General features: G+C 70.8%; 16 protein-coding genes. 6 read left to right on the forward strand and 10 right to left on the reverse strand.

Going from position 1 to position 20,081, the window contains the following annotated elements:
• Window positions 1-16 precede the first annotated feature (16 nt).
• From BH708_RS17675 to BH708_RS17690, 4 genes are all read right to left on the reverse strand, one after another.
• Entirely contained in the window at window positions 17-814 is a 798-nt protein-coding gene (locus BH708_RS17675; protein WP_076810289.1) for a hypothetical protein, read from the reverse strand.
• 136 nt (window positions 815-950) lie between these two features.
• Window positions 951-1,967 (reverse strand): inorganic phosphate transporter, encoded by a 1,017-nt coding sequence (locus BH708_RS17680; RefSeq protein ID WP_076810290.1) that lies wholly within the window; start codon window positions 1,965-1,967, stop codon window positions 951-953.
• Window positions 1,968-2,588 carry a DUF47 family protein gene (locus BH708_RS17685; protein WP_253705389.1) on the reverse strand — a complete coding sequence of 207 codons (621 nt, stop codon included), beginning with the start codon at window positions 2,586-2,588 and terminating at the stop codon, window positions 1,968-1,970.
• Window positions 2,589-2,900: 312 nt separating this feature from the next.
• The gene (locus BH708_RS17690; protein WP_083713768.1) at window positions 2,901-3,524 is read right to left on the reverse strand and encodes a hypothetical protein; all 624 of its coding nucleotides are present in this window, start codon (window positions 3,522-3,524) and stop codon (window positions 2,901-2,903) included.
• A 158-nt stretch (window positions 3,525-3,682) separates the two neighbouring features.
• On the opposite strand from BH708_RS17690, the gene BH708_RS17695 reads away from it, so the two are divergent.
• The gene (locus tag BH708_RS17695; protein WP_076810292.1) at window positions 3,683-4,342 is read left to right on the forward strand and encodes a PH domain-containing protein; all 660 of its coding nucleotides are present in this window, start codon (window positions 3,683-3,685) and stop codon (window positions 4,340-4,342) included.
• A gap of 85 nt (window positions 4,343-4,427) precedes the next feature.
• Here the strand turns inward: BH708_RS17695 and BH708_RS17700 are convergent, their stop codons facing one another.
• On the reverse strand, window positions 4,428-5,120 hold the full coding sequence (locus BH708_RS17700) for a hypothetical protein (RefSeq protein ID WP_076810293.1): 693 nt from the start codon (window positions 5,118-5,120) through the stop codon (window positions 4,428-4,430).
• 382 nt (window positions 5,121-5,502) lie between these two features.
• The gene (locus BH708_RS17705) at window positions 5,503-6,420 is read right to left on the reverse strand and encodes a hypothetical protein (protein WP_076810294.1); all 918 of its coding nucleotides are present in this window, start codon (window positions 6,418-6,420) and stop codon (window positions 5,503-5,505) included.
• Between the two features lie 213 nt (window positions 6,421-6,633).
• Between BH708_RS17705 and BH708_RS17710 the strand changes: the two genes are divergently transcribed.
• Window positions 6,634-7,800 carry an ROK family transcriptional regulator gene (locus BH708_RS17710; protein WP_076810295.1) on the forward strand — a complete coding sequence of 389 codons (1,167 nt, stop codon included), beginning with the start codon at window positions 6,634-6,636 and terminating at the stop codon, window positions 7,798-7,800.
• Window positions 7,801-7,863: 63 nt separating this feature from the next.
• Here BH708_RS17710 and BH708_RS17715 read toward each other — a convergent pair whose 3' ends face one another.
• The 4 genes from BH708_RS17715 to BH708_RS17730 all read right to left on the reverse strand — a co-directional run bounded on the left by BH708_RS17715 (window position 7,864) and on the right by BH708_RS17730 (window position 13,485).
• Window positions 7,864-9,282 carry an ABC transporter substrate-binding protein gene (locus BH708_RS17715; protein WP_083713770.1) on the reverse strand — a complete coding sequence of 473 codons (1,419 nt, stop codon included), beginning with the start codon at window positions 9,280-9,282 and terminating at the stop codon, window positions 7,864-7,866.
• 10 nt (window positions 9,283-9,292) lie between these two features.
• Window positions 9,293-10,231 carry a carbohydrate ABC transporter permease gene (locus tag BH708_RS17720; protein WP_076810296.1) on the reverse strand — a complete coding sequence of 313 codons (939 nt, stop codon included), beginning with the start codon at window positions 10,229-10,231 and terminating at the stop codon, window positions 9,293-9,295.
• A gap of 14 nt (window positions 10,232-10,245) precedes the next feature.
• Window positions 10,246-11,160: a carbohydrate ABC transporter permease gene (locus tag BH708_RS17725; protein WP_076810297.1), complete on the reverse strand. Its 915-nt coding sequence runs from the start codon at window positions 11,158-11,160 to the stop codon at window positions 10,246-10,248.
• A gap of 72 nt (window positions 11,161-11,232) precedes the next feature.
• Window positions 11,233-13,485 (reverse strand): alpha-galactosidase, encoded by a 2,253-nt coding sequence (locus tag BH708_RS17730; RefSeq protein ID WP_076810298.1) that lies wholly within the window; start codon window positions 13,483-13,485, stop codon window positions 11,233-11,235.
• Window positions 13,486-13,696: 211 nt separating this feature from the next.
• On the opposite strand from BH708_RS17730, the gene BH708_RS17735 reads away from it, so the two are divergent.
• The 4 genes from BH708_RS17735 (at window position 13,697) to BH708_RS17755 (ending at window position 20,034) form a co-directional block, all read left to right on the forward strand.
• Window positions 13,697-15,358 (forward strand): AbgT family transporter, encoded by a 1,662-nt coding sequence (locus BH708_RS17735; RefSeq protein WP_076810299.1) that lies wholly within the window; start codon window positions 13,697-13,699, stop codon window positions 15,356-15,358.
• A gap of 120 nt (window positions 15,359-15,478) precedes the next feature.
• A complete protein-coding gene (locus BH708_RS17740; RefSeq protein ID WP_076810300.1) occupies window positions 15,479-16,690 on the forward strand; it encodes a pyridoxal phosphate-dependent aminotransferase in 1,212 nt (403 codons plus the stop codon).
• Window positions 16,691-17,144: 454 nt separating this feature from the next.
• The gene (locus BH708_RS17745; protein ID WP_083713772.1) at window positions 17,145-18,107 is read left to right on the forward strand and encodes an endonuclease domain-containing protein; all 963 of its coding nucleotides are present in this window, start codon (window positions 17,145-17,147) and stop codon (window positions 18,105-18,107) included.
• Window positions 18,108-18,808: 701 nt separating this feature from the next.
• A protein-coding gene (locus BH708_RS17755) for an IS3 family transposase (protein WP_253705390.1) occupies window positions 18,809-20,034 on the forward strand; the annotation gives its coding sequence in 2 pieces (ribosomal slippage) (window positions 18,809-19,094 and window positions 19,094-20,034; 1,227 coding nt in all).
• Window positions 20,035-20,081 lie beyond the last annotated feature (47 nt).

Consider the following 20,081-nt stretch of genomic DNA (forward strand, 5'->3'; position numbering starts at 1 on the left):
GACCGGACGCGGCCGTTCAGGACCGTCGGCTGCGCACCAGGAGCAGGATGCCGACCACGATGAGCACCAGCCCGACCAGGCCGGCCACGATCCCGATGACCGGCCCGATCAGCATGGGTGCGGCGACGCTCAACAGGCTGTAGGGCCCCAGGAATGCGGGGGCGTCGGTGCCGGTGCACGAGATCGACACCGTGGTGTCCGCGCTGGCGGCCACGCCCATCACCTGCTCGTACTGCGTCCCGTCGCCGAAGGTGACCGATCCGGAGGTCGGCACCTCGGTGATCGACCCGGACGAGCTGCCCTCCGCCGTGCATTCCGCCTCGGCCGCGTCCTCGGCGGGCACGTACAGGATCAGCATCTCGTTGGCGCTCATCTCGTGCTGGCCGGTGCCGCCCTCGATCACGGTGGGGCCGGAGGAGGCGTCGTCGACCAGGGAGCCGAAGGCCCACACCAGGCCGCCGACGGTCGCGGCGGGAGCGATGATCAGCAGCAGGGCCAGTCCGATCAGCAGCGGCCACAGGCCCCGTCGCCGACGCGGTGCGGCGGGCCCGCCCGGCTGCGGCGGGAGCGGGCCGGTGGCGGGGGCGTAGGCGCCGGACGGGTCCGCGGACGCGTTGGCGTCGTGGGCATGGGTGTGCTGACCGAAGGACGCGCCCGGGGCCTCGGGAGATCCGTACGGAGCCGGCGCTCCGTGCGGCGCGGGGGATCCGTACGGGGAGGCCGACGGGCCGCCCGGCTGCGGCGTCGTGGGGCCGGGAAGCCCGTAGGTGGGGCGCTTCCTCGGGGCGGGCGTCGTGGACTCGCCGTCGGACATCAGCTCTCCTTCGCGATCGGGCTGGCCCAGGATAGCCGTCGGAGCAGGGCGGGGCGCGGGCGTGAGACGAGGGTGAGCGGCCGGCGCGACGTCGGTCGGGCCGCCCGGTGACGGGAACCTGCCCTCGTGCGGGGGATCACCCTGCGGCGACCTCGAGCATCAATCCGGCCAGAGCGGCTCCGAGCACGGCGGTCGCGATCGGCGTCGCGAGCCAGGTCAGGACCATCGTGCGCGCCACCGGCCAGCGCACATGCCGCGGCCCCATGGCGACGCCGGCGCCGACCACGCTCGAGGCGAGGCCGTGCGAGGAGGACACGGGGGAGTCCAGGCCGAACAGCGCGACGGACATCGAGATCACCGCGGAGGACTCCGCGGCCAGACCCTGGGCGGCCGAGAGATCCGTGAGGCGACGGCCGATCGTGCGGATGATCCGGTGCCCGCCCAGCAGGGTGCCCGCGGCCACGGCGACGGCCACCGCCGACATCACCGTCAGGGAGGAGCCGGCCGACAGGCCCGAGACGGAGGTCGCCACGACGATGACGGCCAGGGGGAGGCGGGCGTCGCTGAGCCCGTGCCCGGTGGCGACCGCACCGGCGGAGACGGTCTGGGCGAAGCGGATGTGGGCCACGCCCAGGCGCTCGTTGCGGGCCAGCGCCAGCAGGCCCTGCATCACGACGTATGCCAGGACCACGGCGATCAGCGGGCCGACGAGCGAGGCGACCAGGATCTCCACCAGATGGTTCCAGGCGGCTGCCGCGCCGATCGCCAGCGAGGCTCCGAGGGCGCCGCCGAAGAAGGAGTGCCAGGTCGAGGACGGCATGCCGATCCACCACGTCAGCACCTCCCAGGCCAGGGTGGCCAGCATGATCGCGATCAACCCCGCGCCGAGCACGTCCGGTGCGCCGGCGGTGCTCTCCGCCAGGCGGCGCAGCCCCAGCAGTGCGAGCGCCCACTCGGCGGTCACGGACAGCAGAAGCATGCCCAGCAGCGCGCCGAGCAGGTTGAGGATCGCGGCCATCCCCAGGGCCGTCGATTCCCGCAGGGACCGGGTGGTGATGGTGGTGGAGACCGCGTTGGAGGCGTCGTGGAAGCCGTTGTAGAACGCCATCACCAGCGCCAGGACGACGACCACGACGAGCAGTCCGGGCGTCACTCAGGCGTCCTTGACGCGCAGCAGGTCCGCGATCCGGGCGATGCTCTCCTGCAGGGCGACGGTGCGGCCGATGGATGCGGTGATGTCATGCAGGGGCAGCAGTTCGGTGGTGGCGCCGCCGCGTCCGTAGAGCTCGGCGAGGCTCTGGCGGACCAGCCGCTCGCCCTGACGCGTGAGCTTGCGGATCTGGGGGTAGTAGTCGCCCAGGTCCCGCACCCGGTGCAGCGTCCAGCTGGCCGCCACGGTCAGCTCGGCGGAGCGCTCGATGCCCTTGGCCGCCTCGAGCAGCGGGGTGGGCAGGGCGCCGACGCGCGAGAGGACCAGCAGCTCGGCCGTGTTCTCCATGGAGTCGACGGCGTCGGCGATCGTCAGGGCCAGGTCGTAGAGCAGCTCCGCCTCGTACGGCGTGATCAGGGACTGCGCGAGGCGCTGGGAGATCCGTCGGCTGAGCTCCTCTGCCCGGGTCGACTGCTCGTGCAGCTTCGGGGCGATGCGGGTGCGCTCGCGGTAGCCGTGGCCGAGCAGCTTGGAGTGGGTGTCGGTGGCCTGGACCAGGACTTCGGCGAGCTCGCCGAACAGGTCGTTCATCGGGCGTTCGACGCGGCGGGGGAAGAGCTGCACCACCTCAGGTCCCCCTCCTCACGCCCGAGGGCGCAGTACCCGGCGCCGTCGTCCCCGGGTGAGCGAGGAGCGGCCGTCTCGTGAAGCTTGGAGCGCCGGACCGGGATGCGCCTGTCGGCGCGAAGGCCGCTCGAAGCGGCAAATGTTGGAGCCCGGGGCAACCGCGGCCCGGCGCCCGATCATCGTAGGGCACGGGGCGGGGCCGGTTCCACCCGTGCGACGGGACGGCATGGGAAGTGCCACCACGGGCCCGATCCGGGAATACGTCGGTCGCGGCCCCGACCGGATCGCCCTCGGCCGAGGCGGCGGTCCTCAGCCGAGGGTCCCGGCCTCTGCGTGCCGGGCGGCGGCGGTGAGCTCCTCCCCGGTGCTCAGCAGACGTTCCGCCTGGCGGGTGCGGTCGCCGTTGCGGTCCTCGTCGGCCAGTTGGGCGGTGCCGTGGGCCACGATCGTGGCCACCGCCCCGGCCCGGGTCAGGGCGAGGCCGAGATCGCCGGTGAAGGCGCCGCGCAGGATGTCGTCCATGGTGCGCTGCACCTGTCGGACGTCGGGCGGTTCCGCGAACCCCGAGAGATAGCGCAGGCCCGGGATGGTGTGCGAGCCGGCGCGGTAGCGGTGGACGACGTCGTCCCCGCTGCTGAGGACCCAGGTGTGCAGCACGTACAGCCGCCACAGCGCGCCGGGCAGCGTGGTCGCGGGGGAGCCGGACCACAGGGCGGCGAGGTCCGAGAGCCCGTCCTCGGCCGCCAGGCGCAGCACCCGATCGACGACCTCGGGATCCGAGCTGTGGAACACACCGTCCAGCAGGGCCTGGGCCGAGTCGTGGGCCAGGTCCGTCGAGGTCGACGGGTCCGGTTCGCCGGGGATCGCCTCCGCGGTGGCGGGGAACAGCGACGCCGGGCGACGGAAGCGGGGAGAGGATCCGGAAGGGGCCATGACCGGAACTCTACGCATCGCCGGGGCCGCGCCGCATCGGCGGTGCGCACAGTCGTCGCCGGGGCCCGGTGCGCCGCTCACGCCGGGGCGTGAGGCATGGTTCCGCATGGGCAGTTCGCCCCATCGCGGGCTCCTGGAACTCGCATTAGCCTGGGCTCATGACCATTCCCCGGCAGCTCGGGCCCCGGACCGGGCCGCGCACCGCCCTGCCCGACTACTCGCGCAGCACCGCGACCATCGAGCGCATGGTCTCGAACCTCGGTCGCATCTCGTCTCCGCGTTCCGGCGCTCGGGCACGGGGTGTCCGCACGCTCCTGCCCCGTGCTGCCATCCGGGACACGGCGCTGCGGGCCGTGGTCTGTGCGCTGGGGCTGGGCGCTGCGCTCGTGCTGGCAGTGGTCCTGGTGGCCCTGGGGCTGACCGTCGAGGACGGCCACGCGCCGGGCATCGCTCTGCTGCTGGTCATGCTGCTGCTGGGGGCCTCCATGGTGCTGATCGGCCTGCTGGGGGTCCGCTTCGGCCTGGTCGCGCTGGGAAGTGCGAGGTCGCGCGTGGACATCTCCGAGGACGGTTTGCACGTGGTCGGCGTCGTCCGCTCCCGCACGGTGCCCTGGCATCGGATCCTGGCCATTGAGTCGAGGGTGGTCCATCCGGTGCATTGGCTGACCGCGGCGCTGCGCCTGGACGATGGATCCCGGGTGGTGATGCCGGCGTTCGACCGCCACATCTGGACCTACTCCGAGCCCTCCGGCCAGGACATCCGTGCGCTGCGCATCGAGCTGCACCGCCGTCGGAAAGCGGTGGCCCGACCCGTCTGACGGTCGGGGATCCGGGGTCGGCGGTCGAGCCCTCGGCCGTTCGAGCCCTCGGCAGGGCGGGCCCGGAGAGGCAGGGCTCGGCGGATCAGGCCCCGGTCGCCGACGGAGCCGTGGCGGCGCCGTCCTCCCACAGCCCTCGGACCGCCTCCGTGACGTCCTCGCGGACCAGGTCGGAGACGCTGAGGATGCCGTCCTCGTCCAGCGGCAGGTGCCCGAGCTTCCAGGCGCCGTCCTCCTCGACATGGAACATCAGCGGCACCTCCTCGCCGTCGTCGCCGACGTCCCGGCGGCGCAGCGAGACGGTGCGTCCGCGCTGCTCCTCGAGGAAGGCGGTGACGATGTCGCTGACCGAGGCGGGCACGTGCGAGGGGTCCGGCAGCGCCGAGACCACGAAGGAGTCCAGTTCGTCCTGGGTGAGCATCAGGATCGCTTCGTTCGCCTTGATCACGAAGGCCATCCGCATCGCCTCGCCCTCGGCCAGCGCGATGCCGAGCCAGCGATCCGCGGCGGTCAGCGCGGTGGCGATGACCTGCCCCTCCTCGCCGAGCAGCCACTGGCCGTCCTGCGAGCGCTCGACCTTGCCGCGAGCCCGCAGGCCCGAGGTGACCGCTGCGGTGACGAACTCCTGGGCAGCCTCCGGGGCGCGACGCAGGCCGATCTGCTCGCGCGTGATCGCCCCGTTGTCGGTGGGGCGCAGGGACAGCATGAAGTCGATCTCGTAGGCGGTGTAGATCGTGGCCTGCTCGTCGGTCGCGGCGTCCGCCGGCGTCTCGCTCATGGGCTCCCCTGCTGCGTGTCGTGGAATCTCCCGGTGCCGCGCGGTGCGGGCCGGGTGGTCTGGGAAGAAGCATGGCAGATCGGGCGGGGCTGTTCCACCGCGGCGAGCCCATTCCCGGGGCGGGGCTGTTCCCGGGGTGGGCCTGTTCCACCGAGGCGGGCCTGTTCCGAGGGCGGGCCTGTTCCCGGGGTGGGCTGTTCCTCCGGCAGCGACCACCGACAGCTGCCCCGGTGTCGTCGGCCGGGCGACCGGGCTGAGTTCTGCGGAAACGGTGCCAAGGTGCCCGGTGGCCCCGTCAACGCAGGTCTCGGCCTGACGGGTGGGCGGGGTGGCGGCTGACGGGCGGGCGAGGTGACGGCCGACGGGCCGCCCGGGTGCGGGCTCAGCTGGTCTGTTCGCGCAGCCACTCCCGGATCCCGGCCATCACGGAGCGCGGCAGCGCATGCCCGCTGTCGTGCAGCAGCAGGTCGAGCCCCTGCTCGTCGGGCCAGTGCCGACGGGCCTCGCGGATCAGCTCCAGGTTGTGCTCGCCGTCGCGGTCCCCGCCGCCGGAGACCAGGAAGGGGCGCGGGGCGATCAGGGCGAGCAGCTCGTCCTGGTCATGGTCCCGGGGCACGTCGCCGTCGAGGTACCAGGGGGCGCCCCAGTTCGGCTGATCGAAGCCGATCCCTGCCTCGTGCACGGCGGCGACCTCGATGCGCGGATCGAGCGCCGCCAGGTGCAGCGTGAGCTTGCCGCCCAGGGCGTGTCCGAAGGCGGCCAGTCGGGCGCCGTCGGCGAGTCCGGAGCCCTCCAGAGCGGTGACGGCGAGCATGACGTCGGCGACGCTCCGGCCCAACGGTGTCACGGACTGCTCGCGCCGGTGACGCTCGGCGGCGGGGCCGTAGCGCTCCGCGAAGTCCTGGGCGTGGGACAGGGAGGGGTCCTCGGTCGCGACCTGCTCGAACCACCACGGCACCGCGAGGACCGCGTGCCCGACCTCGGCGAGCTGGAGGCCGTGTGCTGCCAGGGTGGGATCCTGACCGCTCAGCTCGGTGCGCTCGGTCGACTCGGCGAACAGGCCTGGGGTGTCGTAGGAGGGCACCACCACCACGACGCCCGTCGACGGCACCGACGTCGGCCGGAAGAACTCGGCGACCAGTTCGGTGCCGTAGCTGGTCAGCAGCAGCTGATGGATCTCGCCGCGCACCCCGGGATGCTCCGGCGGGCGGCTCACCCCCGGCCGCCAGCTGCCGTCGGGATCGGGGATCGCGCCCAGGCGGTCCTGCCACCAGGCGCGGTCGGAGGGGACGGTGGACATCGACGTCGATGAGGTCTCGTGAAGGCTCGGCATATCCGATGAGGGTGGCGGGTGGGGAGGACCAGGGTATCGGTTCTGCTCGTCCCTGCCGAGGGAGTCTCACGACGGGCGCTTCGCAGGGGACGGCCCCCGGGGTGGACGGGCCCCGGTGCAGGTGGCCCCGGTGCTGAGGACCGTGCACGGGGAGCGGTCCGTGCCGGATAAGCTCGTCCCATGCAGGGGAGCGAGGAGGACCGGGCCGCTGGAGCGGGCACCGTGGCGGCCCTCGGCGGGGACAGCGCGCGCGCCGTCTACCGCGACCTGCTCCGCTTCGGCCCCCGTTCCCGCAGCGAGCTCACCTCGCGGCTGGGCCTGTCGGCCCCGACGGTCACCCGGGTCACCCGCGACCTGCTGGACGCCGGCCGCCTCCATCAGCTCGGAGCCGTGGTGCGCGCCAAGGGCCGCCCGCACGAACCGCTGGACATCGAGGAGAACCTCGGGCCGCGGTTCATCGGCGTGAAGGTGACGGCCGACGAGATCCACGCCGTGGTCACCACGGTGCGCGGCAACGTCCTCGAGGAGCTGGTGCTGCCCGTCCAGGACACCGCGCCGGAGGCCGTCATCGAGGCCGTCCTCGCGCCCGTCCAGGCGCTCGCCGCGGCGCATCCGCACCTGGCCGGGGTGGGCGTGAGCCTCGGCGGGCCGGTCGGCGACCGGCGCCGGGTGCTCTCCTCGTACCTGCTGGGGTGGGAGCAGGAGTTCGACGTCGCCACCGCCCTCGAGACGCGCCTGCTGCTGCCCGTGGTGGTGGAGAACGACCTGGTCGCCATGGTCAACGGCCTGCACTGGTTCGGGATCGGACGGTCCTACCGCTCCTTCGCCGTGCTCACGGTCGGTGCCGGCATCGGGACCGGAACCGTGATCGACGGCCGCTTGATCGAGGGCCGGCACCACGTCGCCGGCCTGACCGGTCGCCTCCCCATCGGCCGACGGGCGGACGGAACGCCGCTGCCCGTACGGGAGGTGGCCAGCACGGACTCGATCCTGCGCCGCGCCCACGCCTCCTCGATGCTCGCGGCGGACCAGGGCATGGACGAGCTGCGGCGCCTGCTCGCCGACCAGGACCCGGACGCGCTCGAGGTGGCCCGGGAGCTCGCTCAGGCCCTCGCCGCCGCGGCGGCCGGACTGGTCGCGACCGTGGACCCCGACGCGATCGTGCTCGGCGGGGAGAACGTCGACCTGGTGCGGGCCGTCGGCCCCCTCTTCGAGGACACCCTGCGCGGCGCGATCTCCGAGGCCCAGCAGGGCCTCGTCGTGCGCGTGCTCAGCGGGGACTTCGACGAGTGGGCGCGCGGCGCCGCCGTCATCGCGATCCAGGAATTCGTCGGGGTCGAATCCTAGGAGACGACCACCTCTCGGACCTGACCCCGACCCCGACCCGCACGACGCTGCGCCGCCGAACCGTCACTCGAACAGGGCGTTGACCCGTTCGTTGTACGCGGCGAAGTCCGCCCCGTCGATCTGCCGCATCCAGCACTGGTCGAAGGCGCTCTGCATGATCGTCATGATCGAGGCGGAGTTCTCCACCAGCGGATACAGCCCGGTCTCGCCGTTCGCCACCCGATCCGTGAAAGGCGTGACGTCCAGGCCTTCGGCGGCGTAGGCATCGATCGCCGCCTGGGTCCCCACGTCGGTCGCGGGGAAGAACGGGGCGCGCTCGCCGATCAGCTGCTGCGCCTCGTCGGTGGCGAGGAAGGCGACCAGCCGGGCGGCCTCCTCCTTGTTCCCCGACTGGGCCGAGATCGAGTCGCCGAGTCCGTTGAACATCGAGACCGGGTGGCCGACGGGCCCTGCCGGCAGCGGGGCGATGCCGAGGTCCATGCCCTCCATGTTGTTGTACGTCGTGATCATCCACGACCCGGCCGTCGCCAGGGCTGCGCTGCCGGACTGCAGCTGGACCTGCTCCGGGCTCGAATCGCCGAAGGTGCCGAACGGCGGGAAGAATCCCTTGTCGACCAGCCCGAAGTACCAGTCCATGGTGGCGGCGAACCGCTCGTCGTCGTAGTTGAAATGCGTTCCCCAGGTCTCGGCGTCGGTGAACGTCCAGCCGGTGGACAGGGCGAAGGGCGACCAGCTGGTCTGGCCGACGTAGTCGGTGCCGGCGCCGGCCCCCAAGCCGTAGCGGACCACGTTCTTCGGGTCGAACCCCTCCTGGTCGCCGCGGACACCGTTCGCATCCAGGCTCAGCCGGGCGAGCATCTTCTCGAAGCTGCCGCCGTCCTCGGGGTTCCAGTCCAGGTCCTCGAGGTCCTCGGGGGCCAGCCCCTCCTCCTCGAGCATCCCCTTGTCGTACAGCACCGCGATGGTGTCGTAGTCCTTGGGCAGCCCGTACCGCTTGCCGTCCTGGCCGGTCCACAACTCCTGCAGACCCTCCTGGAATCGTTCGGGCGGGATCGCGTCGAGCTCGCCGAGCCCGTCCAGCGGGGCGATCACGCCCAGCTCGAGGAACTGCGGATATCGCGCGAGATGGTCGGCGAAGGCATCGGGGCCTGCTTCGGCCACGAAGCTCGCCGTCAGCTTGGTCCAGTAGTCCTCCCAGCCCAGCTGGGTGATGCGGACGAAGACGTCGGGGTTGTTCTCCATGAACAGGTCGATGGCGGCGGAGTAGGCGGGAAGCTGGTTCGCGTCCCACAGCCAGTAGTCGATCTGGGTCGCCCCGGCCGGTGCGGAGGTCCCGCCGCAGGCGGCCAGGGCCCCCGTGCCGGCGACCCCGGCGGCGAGGGCGGCGGAGCCCTGCAGGAGACGACGACGGGACAGGGCGCCCGCGGAGCGCGGGGACGGGGTGGTGCGAGCGGTGTGTGCTCGCTGGATCGGGGAGTTCATCTGGGGCACCTCACTTGATCCCGCTGAAGCCGATGGAGTTGACGATCTTCTTCGCGAACAGGGCGAAGAGGATCAGCATGGGCGCGGCCGCGACCAGGGTGGCGGCCATCAGACCCGACCAGTCGGGACCGGTGCCCGGCGCCTGGGCGCGGAAGACGCCCAGCGCCACCGTGAGCACCCGGGACTGGTCGGTGTACGAGACCATCAGCGCCCAGAAGTACTCGTTCCACGCCGTCATGTACGTCAGCAGCGCGAGCGTGGCCAGCGGGGCGCTGGACAGCGGCAGGACCAGGGTGAAGAACACCCGCACCTTGCTCGCGCCGTCGATCAGCGCCGCCTCCTCCACCTCGCGCGAGATGTTGTTGAAGAACTGTCGCAGGAAGAAGATCGCGAAGGACGAGATGAACAGGGTCGGGAGCATGATGCCCAGCAGCGTGTCGACCAGGTGCAGGTTCTTGATCAGGATGAAGTTGGGCAGCAGGGTGAAGATCTGCGGGATCATCAGCGAACCCAGGAAGATCATGAACACCGTGTCGCGCCCCTTCCAGTGCAGGCGCGAGAACGCGTAGGCCGCCATCGCGCAGGAGAAGGTCTGCACGACGGTGATCGAGGTCGCCACGATCACGGAGTTCAGCAGGTAGCGCCAGAAGTTGATGGAGGCGCCCGAGCCGCCCTGGGAGATCGCGGTCTCCACGTCCTGCATGCCGAAGACCCGCTCGAAGCCGCCGGTGTTCAGACCCACCGGCAGCAGACTGCCCGGATCGGTGCCCAGAGCGTTGTTGCTGGACAGCGCGGTGCGCAGCATCCAGTAGAAGGGGAACATGGTGATGAACAGGAAGATCACCATCACGGTCCAGGCCGCGATCTTCCCCCAGGGGATGGGCCGGCGCGGCTTGTGGACGGCGGGCCGCTGCGAGGTGTCGGTGACGGGGTGCGTCGTGGTGGTCATGGTGTCCTCTCCCGTCAGTCCAGGTCCGATTGGCCGGCCCGGCTCATCCAGTACTGCGCGAAGGTGACGATCATGAGGATCAGCAGCAGGGCGACGGACAGGGCCGAGGCGTAGCCGAACTCGTACTCCGCGAAGGCGTTCTGGTAGATGTACATCTGCAGCACCCGGGAGGCGTCGGCCGGGCCGCCCTGCGTGGTCACCGAGACGGTGTCGAACACCTGGAACGAGCCGATGATCGTCATGATCAGCACCAGCGCCAGGATCGGTCGCAGCAGCGGCAGGGTGATGCGTCGGAACTGCGTGATCTCGCCGGCGCCCTCGGTGCGCGCCGCCTCGTAGAGGTGCCCGGGGATGGACTGCAGGCCGGCGAACAGCAGCAGCGCCGTGTAGCCCATGTGCCGCCACACGTTGACCAGGGCGACCGTCGGGATCACCCAGGTCTCGTTGGCCCAGAAGGCGACGGGGTCGAAGCCGATCCACTGCAGGAAGATGTTGAAGATGCCCAGCTGGGTGTCCAGGATCCACAGGAACACGAGCGCGGCGACCACATTGGAGACCAGGTACGGGGCCAGCACCAGCGAGCGCAGCAGGGTCGACTGGGTCAGGCGCTGCATGAGCACCGCGATCACCAGCGCCACCACGGTCTGCACGCCGATGTTGATGAGGACGTACAGGACCGTCACCTTCAGCGAGGTCCAGAAGATCGGATCGGCCAGCAGCTGCTGGTAGTTCGCCAGCCCCACCCACTCGGGCGGGGTCAGCGTCGTGTACTCCGTGAAGGAGTAGTAGATGCCGGTCAGCAGCGGCCACACGAGGAACACCAGGAGGCCGACGGAGGCGGGCGCGATGAACATCAGCGCCAGCTTCGTGTCGTCCTTCCGTCGGCGTCGCCTCGGGGCCGACCGCGTCGACGTCGTCGCGGTGGACATGGCTACCTTCTTTCCGTCGTTCCATCGGACGGAGCCGGACCACCCGGCTCCGTGCGTGCAGGGGGCGAGAGGTCAGGAGACCTCGGCGCGGGTCAGGTCGATCAGGAGCGCCTGCTCGGGATCGAGCAGCGGGGCGGCCAGACCGGCCGCGGTCAGGACGCTGCCGGGCACCGGCAGCCCGCCCTCGTCGGCCGCCAGCTCGGCGAGCTGCATCCAGCGGGGCGGGACCAGGCTGGAGGTGCGGGCGGCGGACGGCAGCGGCAGGATCCGATAGACGGCCTCGGGGTCCAGCCCCGGGAAGCGCAGGCGGGTGTGCTGGGAGCGGCCGGAGCGGCCGACGGCGGCGAGCGTGAACAGGGCCCGCTCTCGATCGGGCGAGACCACGCCGTGCAGCCACAGCGGGCTGTCGCCGCGGTCGGCCCGTACCAGGTCACCGGTGAACAGCAGCTCGCGGCGGTCCTTGTACAGCGCGATCCAGCCGCGCAGGGCGGAGAGCTCCTCGGCGCTCGCCTGCGTGAGATCCCATTCGATGCCGAGGTGCCCGAACAGCGCGGTGGCGGCCCGGAAGTCGAGGCCGTGGAAGCGGCCGGTGGCGTGCGAGGCACCGGAGGCGATGTGGCTTCCCATCAGCTCGAGCGGGACCAGCTGCGCGGTCCAGCGGTTCATCTGCTGGCGCTCCAGCGGATCGATGCAGTCCGAGACCCACACCCGGTCCGTGTGCTCGAGCACGCCGAGGTCCACGCGGGCGCCGCCGGAGGAGCAGGACTCGATCTCGAGACCGGGATGGGCCGCCTTCACCGCGTCCATCAGGGCGTAGGCGGCCCGGGTCTGGGCGTGCACAGCGGCGCGCCCGGAGCTGCGGGTGGCGGCCTCCAGCAGGTCCCGGTTGTGGTCCCACTTGATGTAGCCGATGTCGTGGGCCGCCAGGACCGCGGACATCTGTCCGCGCACGTGCTCGAACGCCTCCGGGATCGACAGGTTCAGCACCTGCTGGTGGCGCGACGGCAGCGGCAGGCGGTCCGGGGACGGGGCCATGATCCATTCGGGATGCGCGCGGGCGACGTCGGAGTCGAGGCTGACCATCTCGGGCTCGAACCACAGCCCGAACTCCATGCCGGCGGCGGTGACGTGGTCGACCAGGGGGCCGAGGCCGTCCGGCCAGACGTCGGGGGAGACCACCCAATCGCCCAGGCCCGAGGTGTCGTCGCGGCGGGAGCCGAACCATCCGTCGTCCAGCACGAACCGTTCCACACCGAGGGCGGCCGCCTGATCGGCGAGCTCGGTGAGCGTCGCCAGGTCGTGGTCGAAGTAGACGGCCTCCCACACGTTCAGGGTGACCGGGCGCTCGGCGCCCACGTGGTGCGCCCGTGAGCGCAGGTGGCGGTGGAAGCGGGAGGCCACCGCGTCCAGCCCCTCGCCGTAGGAGGCGTACAGCCAGGGCCCGAGGTACTCCTCGCCGGAGGCCAGCACGACCTCGCCGGGCAGCAGCAGCTCGCCGCCGCCGAGGATCCGGTCACCCGTGTTGATCTGCTCGGCCAGGTGGCGATGGTTGCCGGAGAAGGCGGTGTGCACCGCCCACACCTCGCCGTCGCGGAAGCCGGCGCCGGGACACCCGGCGTGCAGCACGTGGGCGGCGTCGGGCCCGGTGCGACCGCGACGGTTCTCGCGCAGGTGGGTGCCGACGGTGAAGGCGCTGCGCTGTGGGGTGCGCTCCTTGCCCCAGCGGCCCGCGAAGTCCAGCAGCTCGTCGGCGTCGCCCGGCACCGGGACGGTCACGGTGAGCTCCTCGAGCGTGTAGGGGAGGGTGGCGGAGTTGATCAGGCTCGCGCGCTGGCGGAGCAGACCCGTGGGCAGCAGCTCGACCTCGAGCCCGACCATCAGCCCGAGCTCCTCATCGGCGAGGTCGACGCGCACCAGGGCGGCCCCGGTCTCGGTGTGGGCGGCGGTGAGCGGTTGGCCGTCGAGTCCGACTGCCCGAGTGAGAAGCCTTGGCGCCCAGCCGGAGCCGTCGGGCCGTGATCCCGTCAGGCCCGGTCGGCCGATCCACCCGTCGCACTGCTGAGGGAGGATCGCGACCCGCGCCGGGACGTCGACCGCATTGTGGGGCACCGGCGCGATGCTCGCCGTGCACACCGCGTCCAGGCCCGTCGGCCCGAGCGTGCCGAGGTCCGCGCCCCAGTGCACGAGGGCGGGGGAGCGGCCGTCGGTGACGTCCAGGACCACCGAGACCCCGGCAGCGCGCAGGTGGATGCGCTGCGTCGAGCCGGGCACGGGCGAGGTCACGGCGGTCGCGACGGCGTCGCCGGCGAGGCGGTGCGGGGACATCGGCGGCCTCCGGGGTGGCAGGGGCGCGGCGGTCCTCCCGGTGCGCGCCGCACATATAATTACGCACTGAAAGTAAATGACGTGGTGCGGTCCGTCAAGGGGAGCGGGCGCCGAGTCCCACGGGCTGGACACCTACGATGGATCCTCGTGCGCGGGCCCTGCGCACCGGCCTCCCGGGGAAGGGACGCCGCGCCCGTCCCAGGAGAGCTCGATGTCCGTCCCCGTCCCGTCCCGCCGTCCGCGGCGCCTCGACCGGACTCTCGATGCCGTGGAGCGACTCGGCAACCGACTGCCCGATCCGCTCGTGCTCTTCGCCGGCCTGTTCCTGGTCACGGCCGTGCTCACCACGGTGCTGGCGGCGCTCGACGTCCAGGTGCGGGTGCCCGGTCAGGACGAGGCCCAGAGGGTCAAGGGCTTCTTCAGCAGCGAGGGCCTGACCTGGTTCACCACCACCGTCGGCGAGAACTACATCGGCTTCCCACCGCTGGTCAACGTTCTGCCGATCGTCCTGGCCGTGGGCATCGCCGAAGGATCAGGACTGCTGAGCGCGGCCATCCGCTGGCTGTTCGGCTCCGCGCCGCGCTGGTTGCTGCCCTACGTCGTCGCGCTCGTCGGGGTGAACGGGAACCTCATGAGCGACGCCTCGTTCGTGGTGATCCCGCCGCTGGCCGCGCTCGTGTTCTCGGCGGCAGGACGCCATCCGATGGCCGGACTGATCGGCGCCTTCGCAGCGGTCGGGGCCTCCTTCTCGACCGCCATGCTGCCCTCGCCGATCGACGCGAACTTCGCGGGCATCACCACCGCCGTGATGGGCTCGCTGTCCGAGTCGCTCGGCGCGTCACCCGTCACCGTGGTCTCCAACTACTGGATCAACCTCGCCTCCTCCCTCGTGCTGGTGCTCGCCTGCGGCGCTCTCATCGACCGGGTGCTCGAGCCGCGGTTGGAGCGCGCCGGCATCTCGACGGTGGGAAGAGACGATGCGGCGGGGGGCGACGCGGCCGGGGCGGACGGGGCGGGGGCGGATGCGGCGGGGGTCGACGCGGCGGGGGCCGACGCGGCGGGGGCCGACGACTCCCGGAAGCAGCCGGGTCCGGACGGTTCCTCCCTCGACGGCGGGGAGAAGCGGGCCCTGGCCACGGCGGGCCTCGCCCTGGCGGGCCTCGTGGCTCTGATCGTCGCGCTCGCTGTCGTGCCCGTCTCCCCATGGCGGAACGAGGACGGCGGTCTGCTGCCGGACTCGCCGTTCATGGGGTCGATCGTCTTCCTCATCGTGCTGGTCTTCTCGGTCACCGGGATCGTCTACGGCATCCGCGCGGGGACCATCCGCGCCGGGGCCGACGTGGCCGGTCACATGGGACAGGGCCTGCGCTCCATGACCAGCTTCCTGGTGGTGGCCTTCGCGCTCGCGCAGTTCCTGGCCCTGTTCGAGTGGAGCGGTGTCGGCACCTACTTCGCCGTGCACGGCGCGGAGTGGCTCGAGTCGGCGCAGCTGGGCGGACTGCCCGTGGTGCTCGCCTTCGTGGTGCTGTGCGCGGTGGCGAACCTGTTCATCACCTCCGGCACCTCGATGTGGGGTCTGATGGCGGTGGTGTTCGTCCCGATGCTCGCCCTGACCGGTCTGGAACCGGCGTTCGTGCAGGCGGCATTCCGGATCGGGGACTCCTCCACCCAGATCATCACCCCGCTGAACCCGTACCTCATCGTGCTCCTGGGCATGGTGCGCCGCTATGAGCCGCACGCCGGACTGGGCACTCTGGTGGCCCGCCTGGCGCCCTTCACCGTGGTCTACTTCACGGTGTGGGTGGTGGTCCTGCTCGTGTTCTACGGCCTGGACCTGCCCGTCGGCCCGGCCAACGGCATCCACCTGGGGTGATCCCGAGAGACCTCCTCGCGGCCAGGGGCGTGTCCGGCGGGCGGTCCCCGGACTCCGCGAGCCCGGCCGACCGCTACCCTGGGCCGGTCCTGATCGACACAGGAGAGCCAGGAGCCCCCGATGATCTTCACCCAGTCCTCCAAGCTGCGCGACGTGTGCTACGAGATCCGCGGGCCGGTGCCCGCCGAGGCCGCCCGCATGGAGGCCGAGGGACACCAGATCATCAAGCTGAACATCGGCAACCCGGCGCCATTCGGCTTCGAGGCGCCCGACGAGATCCTCGTCGACATGATCAAGAATCTGCCCACCGCGCAGGGGTACTCCGACTCCAAGGGCATCCCGGCGGCCCGGCGCGCGGTCGCGCAGTACTACCAGATGCGGGACATGCCCGGGATCGGCCTGGACGACGTCTATCTCGGCAACGGCGTCTCCGAGCTGATCCAGATGGTGTGCCAGGCCCTCGTCGACGACGGGGACGAGGTGCTGATCCCGCAGCCGGATTACCCGCTGTGGACCGCCTCGGTGTCGCTGGCCGGTGGCCGCGCCGTGCACTACCGCTGCGACGAGGAGGACAGCTGGTGGCCGGACGTCACCGACATCGCCGACCGGATCACGGAGCGCACCAAGGCGATCGTGGTGATCAACCCCAACAACCCGACCGGCGCCGTGTACCCCGAGCACGTGCTGCGCGACATCGTCGAGGTGGCCCGCAAGCACGGGCTGATGATCCTGGCCGACGAGATCTACGACAAGATCCTCTACGACGATGCGGTCCACACCTCGATCGCCTCCCTCGCCCCCGACCTGCTGTCGATCACCTTCAACGGCCTGTCGAAGGCGTACAGGGTGGCCGGTTTCCGCGCCGGGTGGATGGCGCTGTACGGCCCGAAGGACGACGCCACCAGCTTCATCGAGGGCCTGGACGTGCTCTCGAACATGCGGCTGTGCCCGAACGTGCCCGCCCAGCACGTGGTCGCCACCGCGCTGGGCGGCTACCAGTCGATCGACGAGCTGCTGCTGCCCGGCGGGCGGCTGCGCGAGCAGCGCGATGTCGCCTACGAGGGGCTCAGCGCCATCGACGGCATCAGCGTGGTCAAGTCCCAGGGGGCGCTGTACATGTTCCCGAAGATCGACCGCGAGATGTACGCCATCGAGGACGACGAGCAGTTCGCCTACGACCTGCTGCGCTCGCAGAAACTGCTCGTCACGCACGGCACCGGCTTCAACATGACCACTCCGGACCACTTCCGCCTGGTCACCCTGCCCTCGGTCGAACTGCTCGAGGACGCCGTGGACCGCATCGGGGACTTCCTGGCCGGCATCCGCCGCTGACGTGCTGGGCCCGCGTTCTGCCGTGGGGGTCCTGGTCGGTTGTGGGGGCCCTGGTCGGTCGTGGCGTTCCCGGCCGGCTGTGGGGTCCTGGTCGGTCGTGGGGGTTCCCGGTCGGCTGTGGGGCCCTGGTCGGTTCTGGGTCTCCCGTTCTGTGATGGGTGGCGACGAGGCCGCGACACGCCGTAGTGCGTCGCCCATTCCGCTGATGCGGATCGCTCATGGTGCGGATCCGTGGAACGGGCCAGCGTGTCGCGTCCGCGAGTGACCGTCGGAGATCACCGCGCGAAGGCCGTGACCGTCCTCCACATCTCCGCGCCGTCCACACGCCGACCGCTCCGCGTGCGCGGCACGCTCATCGCCCCTACCGTCGAGCTGGCCGCTGGCGGCTGGCGGCTGGCTGGCGACTGGCGACTGGCGACTGGCGGCTGGCCGCTGGGCGAAGGAGTGATGCGTGATGGCGCGAGGAGCGCGGGGTGAGCGGGGAGCACGCGAGAAGGGCGTGGTGCCCCCGCGACGGGTGTTCACACGAGCGGGACTTTTCAGGATGGGGGTCAGCGCCCGTCGGCTGTCCTCCTCGGAGTTCCGCAGGGTCCTTCCCGGGTGCTACACGCTCGAGGAGCACCCGGCAGATCTGCGAGAGGTGGCGCGGGTCGCCCAGCGTCATGTCGTTCCAGGCGGCCTCATCAGCCACGTCACGGCGGCCGAGCTCCTCCGCCTCCCGCTGCCGGAGGGCGTGACGTGGAAATCTGGAGAGCCGATCCACTGCACCATCGAGCCCGAGCGCAAGAGGAACTCTGCTAGGGAACTCACGATCCATGTGCGCAGCGGACGGCACGCTCTCGCTCACGAAGGGGTCCAGATCGAGGACCCACTCGGAGTGCTCCTGGACCTCGCGTCCGTGCTCGACCACGACGATCTCGTGGCCTGCATAGATTCCCTGGGATCACGGCGCCGCGAGGTCCAACGGATGTCCGTCGGTGCGATACGGGTGGCTTGTGAGAATGCGCGGGCACCCGGTGTTCGAGCGCTGAGGGCGGCGATTCGCGACGCCGGGGACTGGGTCGACTCCCCGCGCGAGACCGCCACCCGTCTCCTGCTGCTCAGACATGGCTATCCGGAACCGGAGGCGAACTGGCCGGTCACGGATCCCGTCACCGGCATGGAGTACTGGGTCGACCTCGCCTACGTTCAGCGGCGGATCGCCATCGAGTACGACGGGAAAGACCACTTCACGCCCGAGCAACAGCGCAAGGACCATCGCAAGGATGAATTGCTCCACCGGCTGGGGTGGACGGTCTTGCGGATCACGGTCGAGGACCACCGGAATCCGGGAGACTTCTTCGCACTCCTCGATGAGCATATCCGTGCGGCGGCCTCCGAAGATGACGGAGCCGCCCCGGTCGATGCTGCACGGTGACGGTGACGGTGACGGTGACGGTGACGGCCCAGACACGCACCGTGGGCGCTGCCGGTTCCACCGTTTCGGCCCGCTGGTGAAGCGGATCGGTGGAATCGATGAGCGTGTTGCGGAGGCCTGGGCGTGAGGGGTGGCTGCAGAGGGTGGCCAGGTCGAGCGGGTGTGATCGCGCGGATTGGAGCGACACGCACCGTGGGTGTTGCCGGTTCCACCGTTTCGGCCCGCTGGTGAAGCGGATCGGTGGAATCGATGAGCGTGTTGCGGAGGCCTGGGCGTGAGGGGTGGCTGCAGAGGGTGGCCAGGTCGAGCGGGTGTGATCGCGCGGGCTGGAGCGACACGCACCGTGGGTGTTGCCGGTTCCACCGTTTCGGCCCGCTGGTGAAGCGGATCGGTGGAATCGATGAGCGTGTTGCGGAGGCCTGGGCGTGAGGGGTGGCTGCAGAGGGTGGCCAGGTCGAGCGGGTGTGATCGCGCGGGCTGGAGCGACACGCACCGTGGGTGTTGCCGGTTCCACCGTTTCGGCCCGCTGGTGAAGCGGATCGGTGGAATCGATGAGCGTGTTGCGGAGGCCTGGGCGTGAGGGGTGGCTGCAGAGGGTGGCCAGGTCGAGCGGGTGTGATCGCGCGGGCTGGAGCGACACGCACCGTGGGTGTTGAAGCGCCCTGGGTTCCGTTCCGAGTCTCAGCAAGGAGAATCGGAGTATGCCCAAGAAGTTCAGTCCGGAGCTGCGTGACCGTGCCGTGCGCATGGTCTACGACCGCCAGGCACTCGAAGGTGGCCCACGATCGGAGTCGATCCGTGCTGTCGCGCCCCAACTCGGCGTTGGCATGGAGACGCTGAGGATCTGGTGCAACCGCTACGGGCCAGCCGAGCCCTCGGCCGGCCCCGCGGAGTCTCTCGAGGAGGAGAACCGCAGACTGCGTCGAGAGCTCGCCGAGTCCCGGCGGGCCAACGAGATCCTCAAGGCCGCCTCCGTGTTTTTCGCCAGGGAACTCGACCACCCCACGACGAAATGATCGCCTTCATCGATAGGCATCGCGATCACTTCGGGGTCGAGGCCATCTGCCGCGTCCTGGGCGCGACGGAACGTGGGTTCCTCACCTCTCGCGGATACCGTGCCGCGAAGCAGCGCCCGGCATCGGCCAGAGCGGTCCGTGACGAGGTGCTCGTCGAAGAGATCCGTCGGATTCATGCCGAGAACTACGGCGTCTACGGGTATCGGAAGATGCATCACGCGATGCGCCGTGCCGGATGGGAAGTCGGCCGCGACCAGACCGCTCGGCTGATGAAAGCTGCTGGTCTGTGCGGGATACGCCGTGGTCGAAAGGTGTTCACGACGAGCCCTGCTGGTGGCCTGGACCGTCGTCCTGATCTGGTCGAGCGGAACTTCACGGCTGCCGGACCGAATCAGCTCTGGGTCGCTGACATCACCTACGTCCGGATCCCGTCCGGGTTCTGCTACACCGCGTTCATCACGGACGTTTTCACGCGAAGGATCGTCGGCTGGGCAGTGGCCACCAGCCTCCGCACTGAGGCACTGCCACTGCAGGCTCTCGAGCAGGCCCTCCAGACCTCCCCGGCAGAAGCGTCTCGGACTGGGCTGATCCATCACAGCGATAGGGGCAGCAACTACGTCTCGCTGGCCTACTCCGATGCGCTGATCACCGCCGGAGTCCAGGCCTCGGTCGGATCCGTCGGAGACAGCTACGACAACGCCCTGGCTGAGACCGTCAACGGCCTCTACAAAGCCGAGCTCATCCACCGACGCCGCACCTGGCCCTCAGCGACCCCCGTCGAGATCGCCACTCTGGACTGGGTCACCTGGTGGAACACGAAGCGCCTGCACGAAGCACTCGACTATCGCACCCCGGCCGAAGTCGAAGCGTCCTACACTCACCCCACGACGACCGCGCCCGCGACCGTCTAACCACGGAACGGAACCCAGGGCGCTTCAGTGTTGCCGGTTCCACCGTT

It is taken from the genome of Brachybacterium sp. P6-10-X1 (assembly GCF_001969445.1).
GTDB lineage: Bacteria > Actinomycetota > Actinomycetes > Actinomycetales > Dermabacteraceae > Brachybacterium.

Bases quoted from the DNA above. Each gene is read 5' to 3' on its own strand.
- BH708_RS17715 (WP_083713770.1), bottom strand. From the start codon at position 9,282: ATGAACTCCCCGATCCAGCGAGCACACACCGCTCGCACCACCCCGTCC.
- BH708_RS17745 (WP_083713772.1), top strand. From the start codon at position 17,145: ATGGCGCGAGGAGCGCGGGGTGAGCGGGGAGCACGCGAGAAGGGCGTG.
- BH708_RS17705 (WP_076810294.1), bottom strand. From the start codon at position 6,420: ATGTCCACCGTCCCCTCCGACCGCGCCTGGTGGCAGGACCGCCTGGGC.
- BH708_RS17735 (WP_076810299.1), top strand. From the start codon at position 13,697: ATGTCCGTCCCCGTCCCGTCCCGCCGTCCGCGGCGCCTCGACCGGACT.
- BH708_RS17700 (WP_076810293.1), bottom strand. From the start codon at position 5,120: ATGAGCGAGACGCCGGCGGACGCCGCGACCGACGAGCAGGCCACGATC.
- BH708_RS17725 (WP_076810297.1), bottom strand. From the start codon at position 11,160: ATGTCCACCGCGACGACGTCGACGCGGTCGGCCCCGAGGCGACGCCGA.
- BH708_RS17740 (WP_076810300.1), top strand. From the start codon at position 15,479: ATGATCTTCACCCAGTCCTCCAAGCTGCGCGACGTGTGCTACGAGATC.
- BH708_RS17720 (WP_076810296.1), bottom strand. From the start codon at position 10,231: ATGACCACCACGACGCACCCCGTCACCGACACCTCGCAGCGGCCCGCC.
- BH708_RS17695 (WP_076810292.1), top strand. From the start codon at position 3,683: ATGACCATTCCCCGGCAGCTCGGGCCCCGGACCGGGCCGCGCACCGCC.
- BH708_RS17675 (WP_076810289.1), bottom strand. From the start codon at position 814: ATGTCCGACGGCGAGTCCACGACGCCCGCCCCGAGGAAGCGCCCCACC.
- BH708_RS17690 (WP_083713768.1), bottom strand. From the start codon at position 3,524: ATGGCCCCTTCCGGATCCTCTCCCCGCTTCCGTCGCCCGGCGTCGCTG.
- BH708_RS17730 (WP_076810298.1), bottom strand. From the start codon at position 13,485: ATGTCCCCGCACCGCCTCGCCGGCGACGCCGTCGCGACCGCCGTGACC.
- BH708_RS17710 (WP_076810295.1), top strand. From the start codon at position 6,634: ATGCAGGGGAGCGAGGAGGACCGGGCCGCTGGAGCGGGCACCGTGGCG.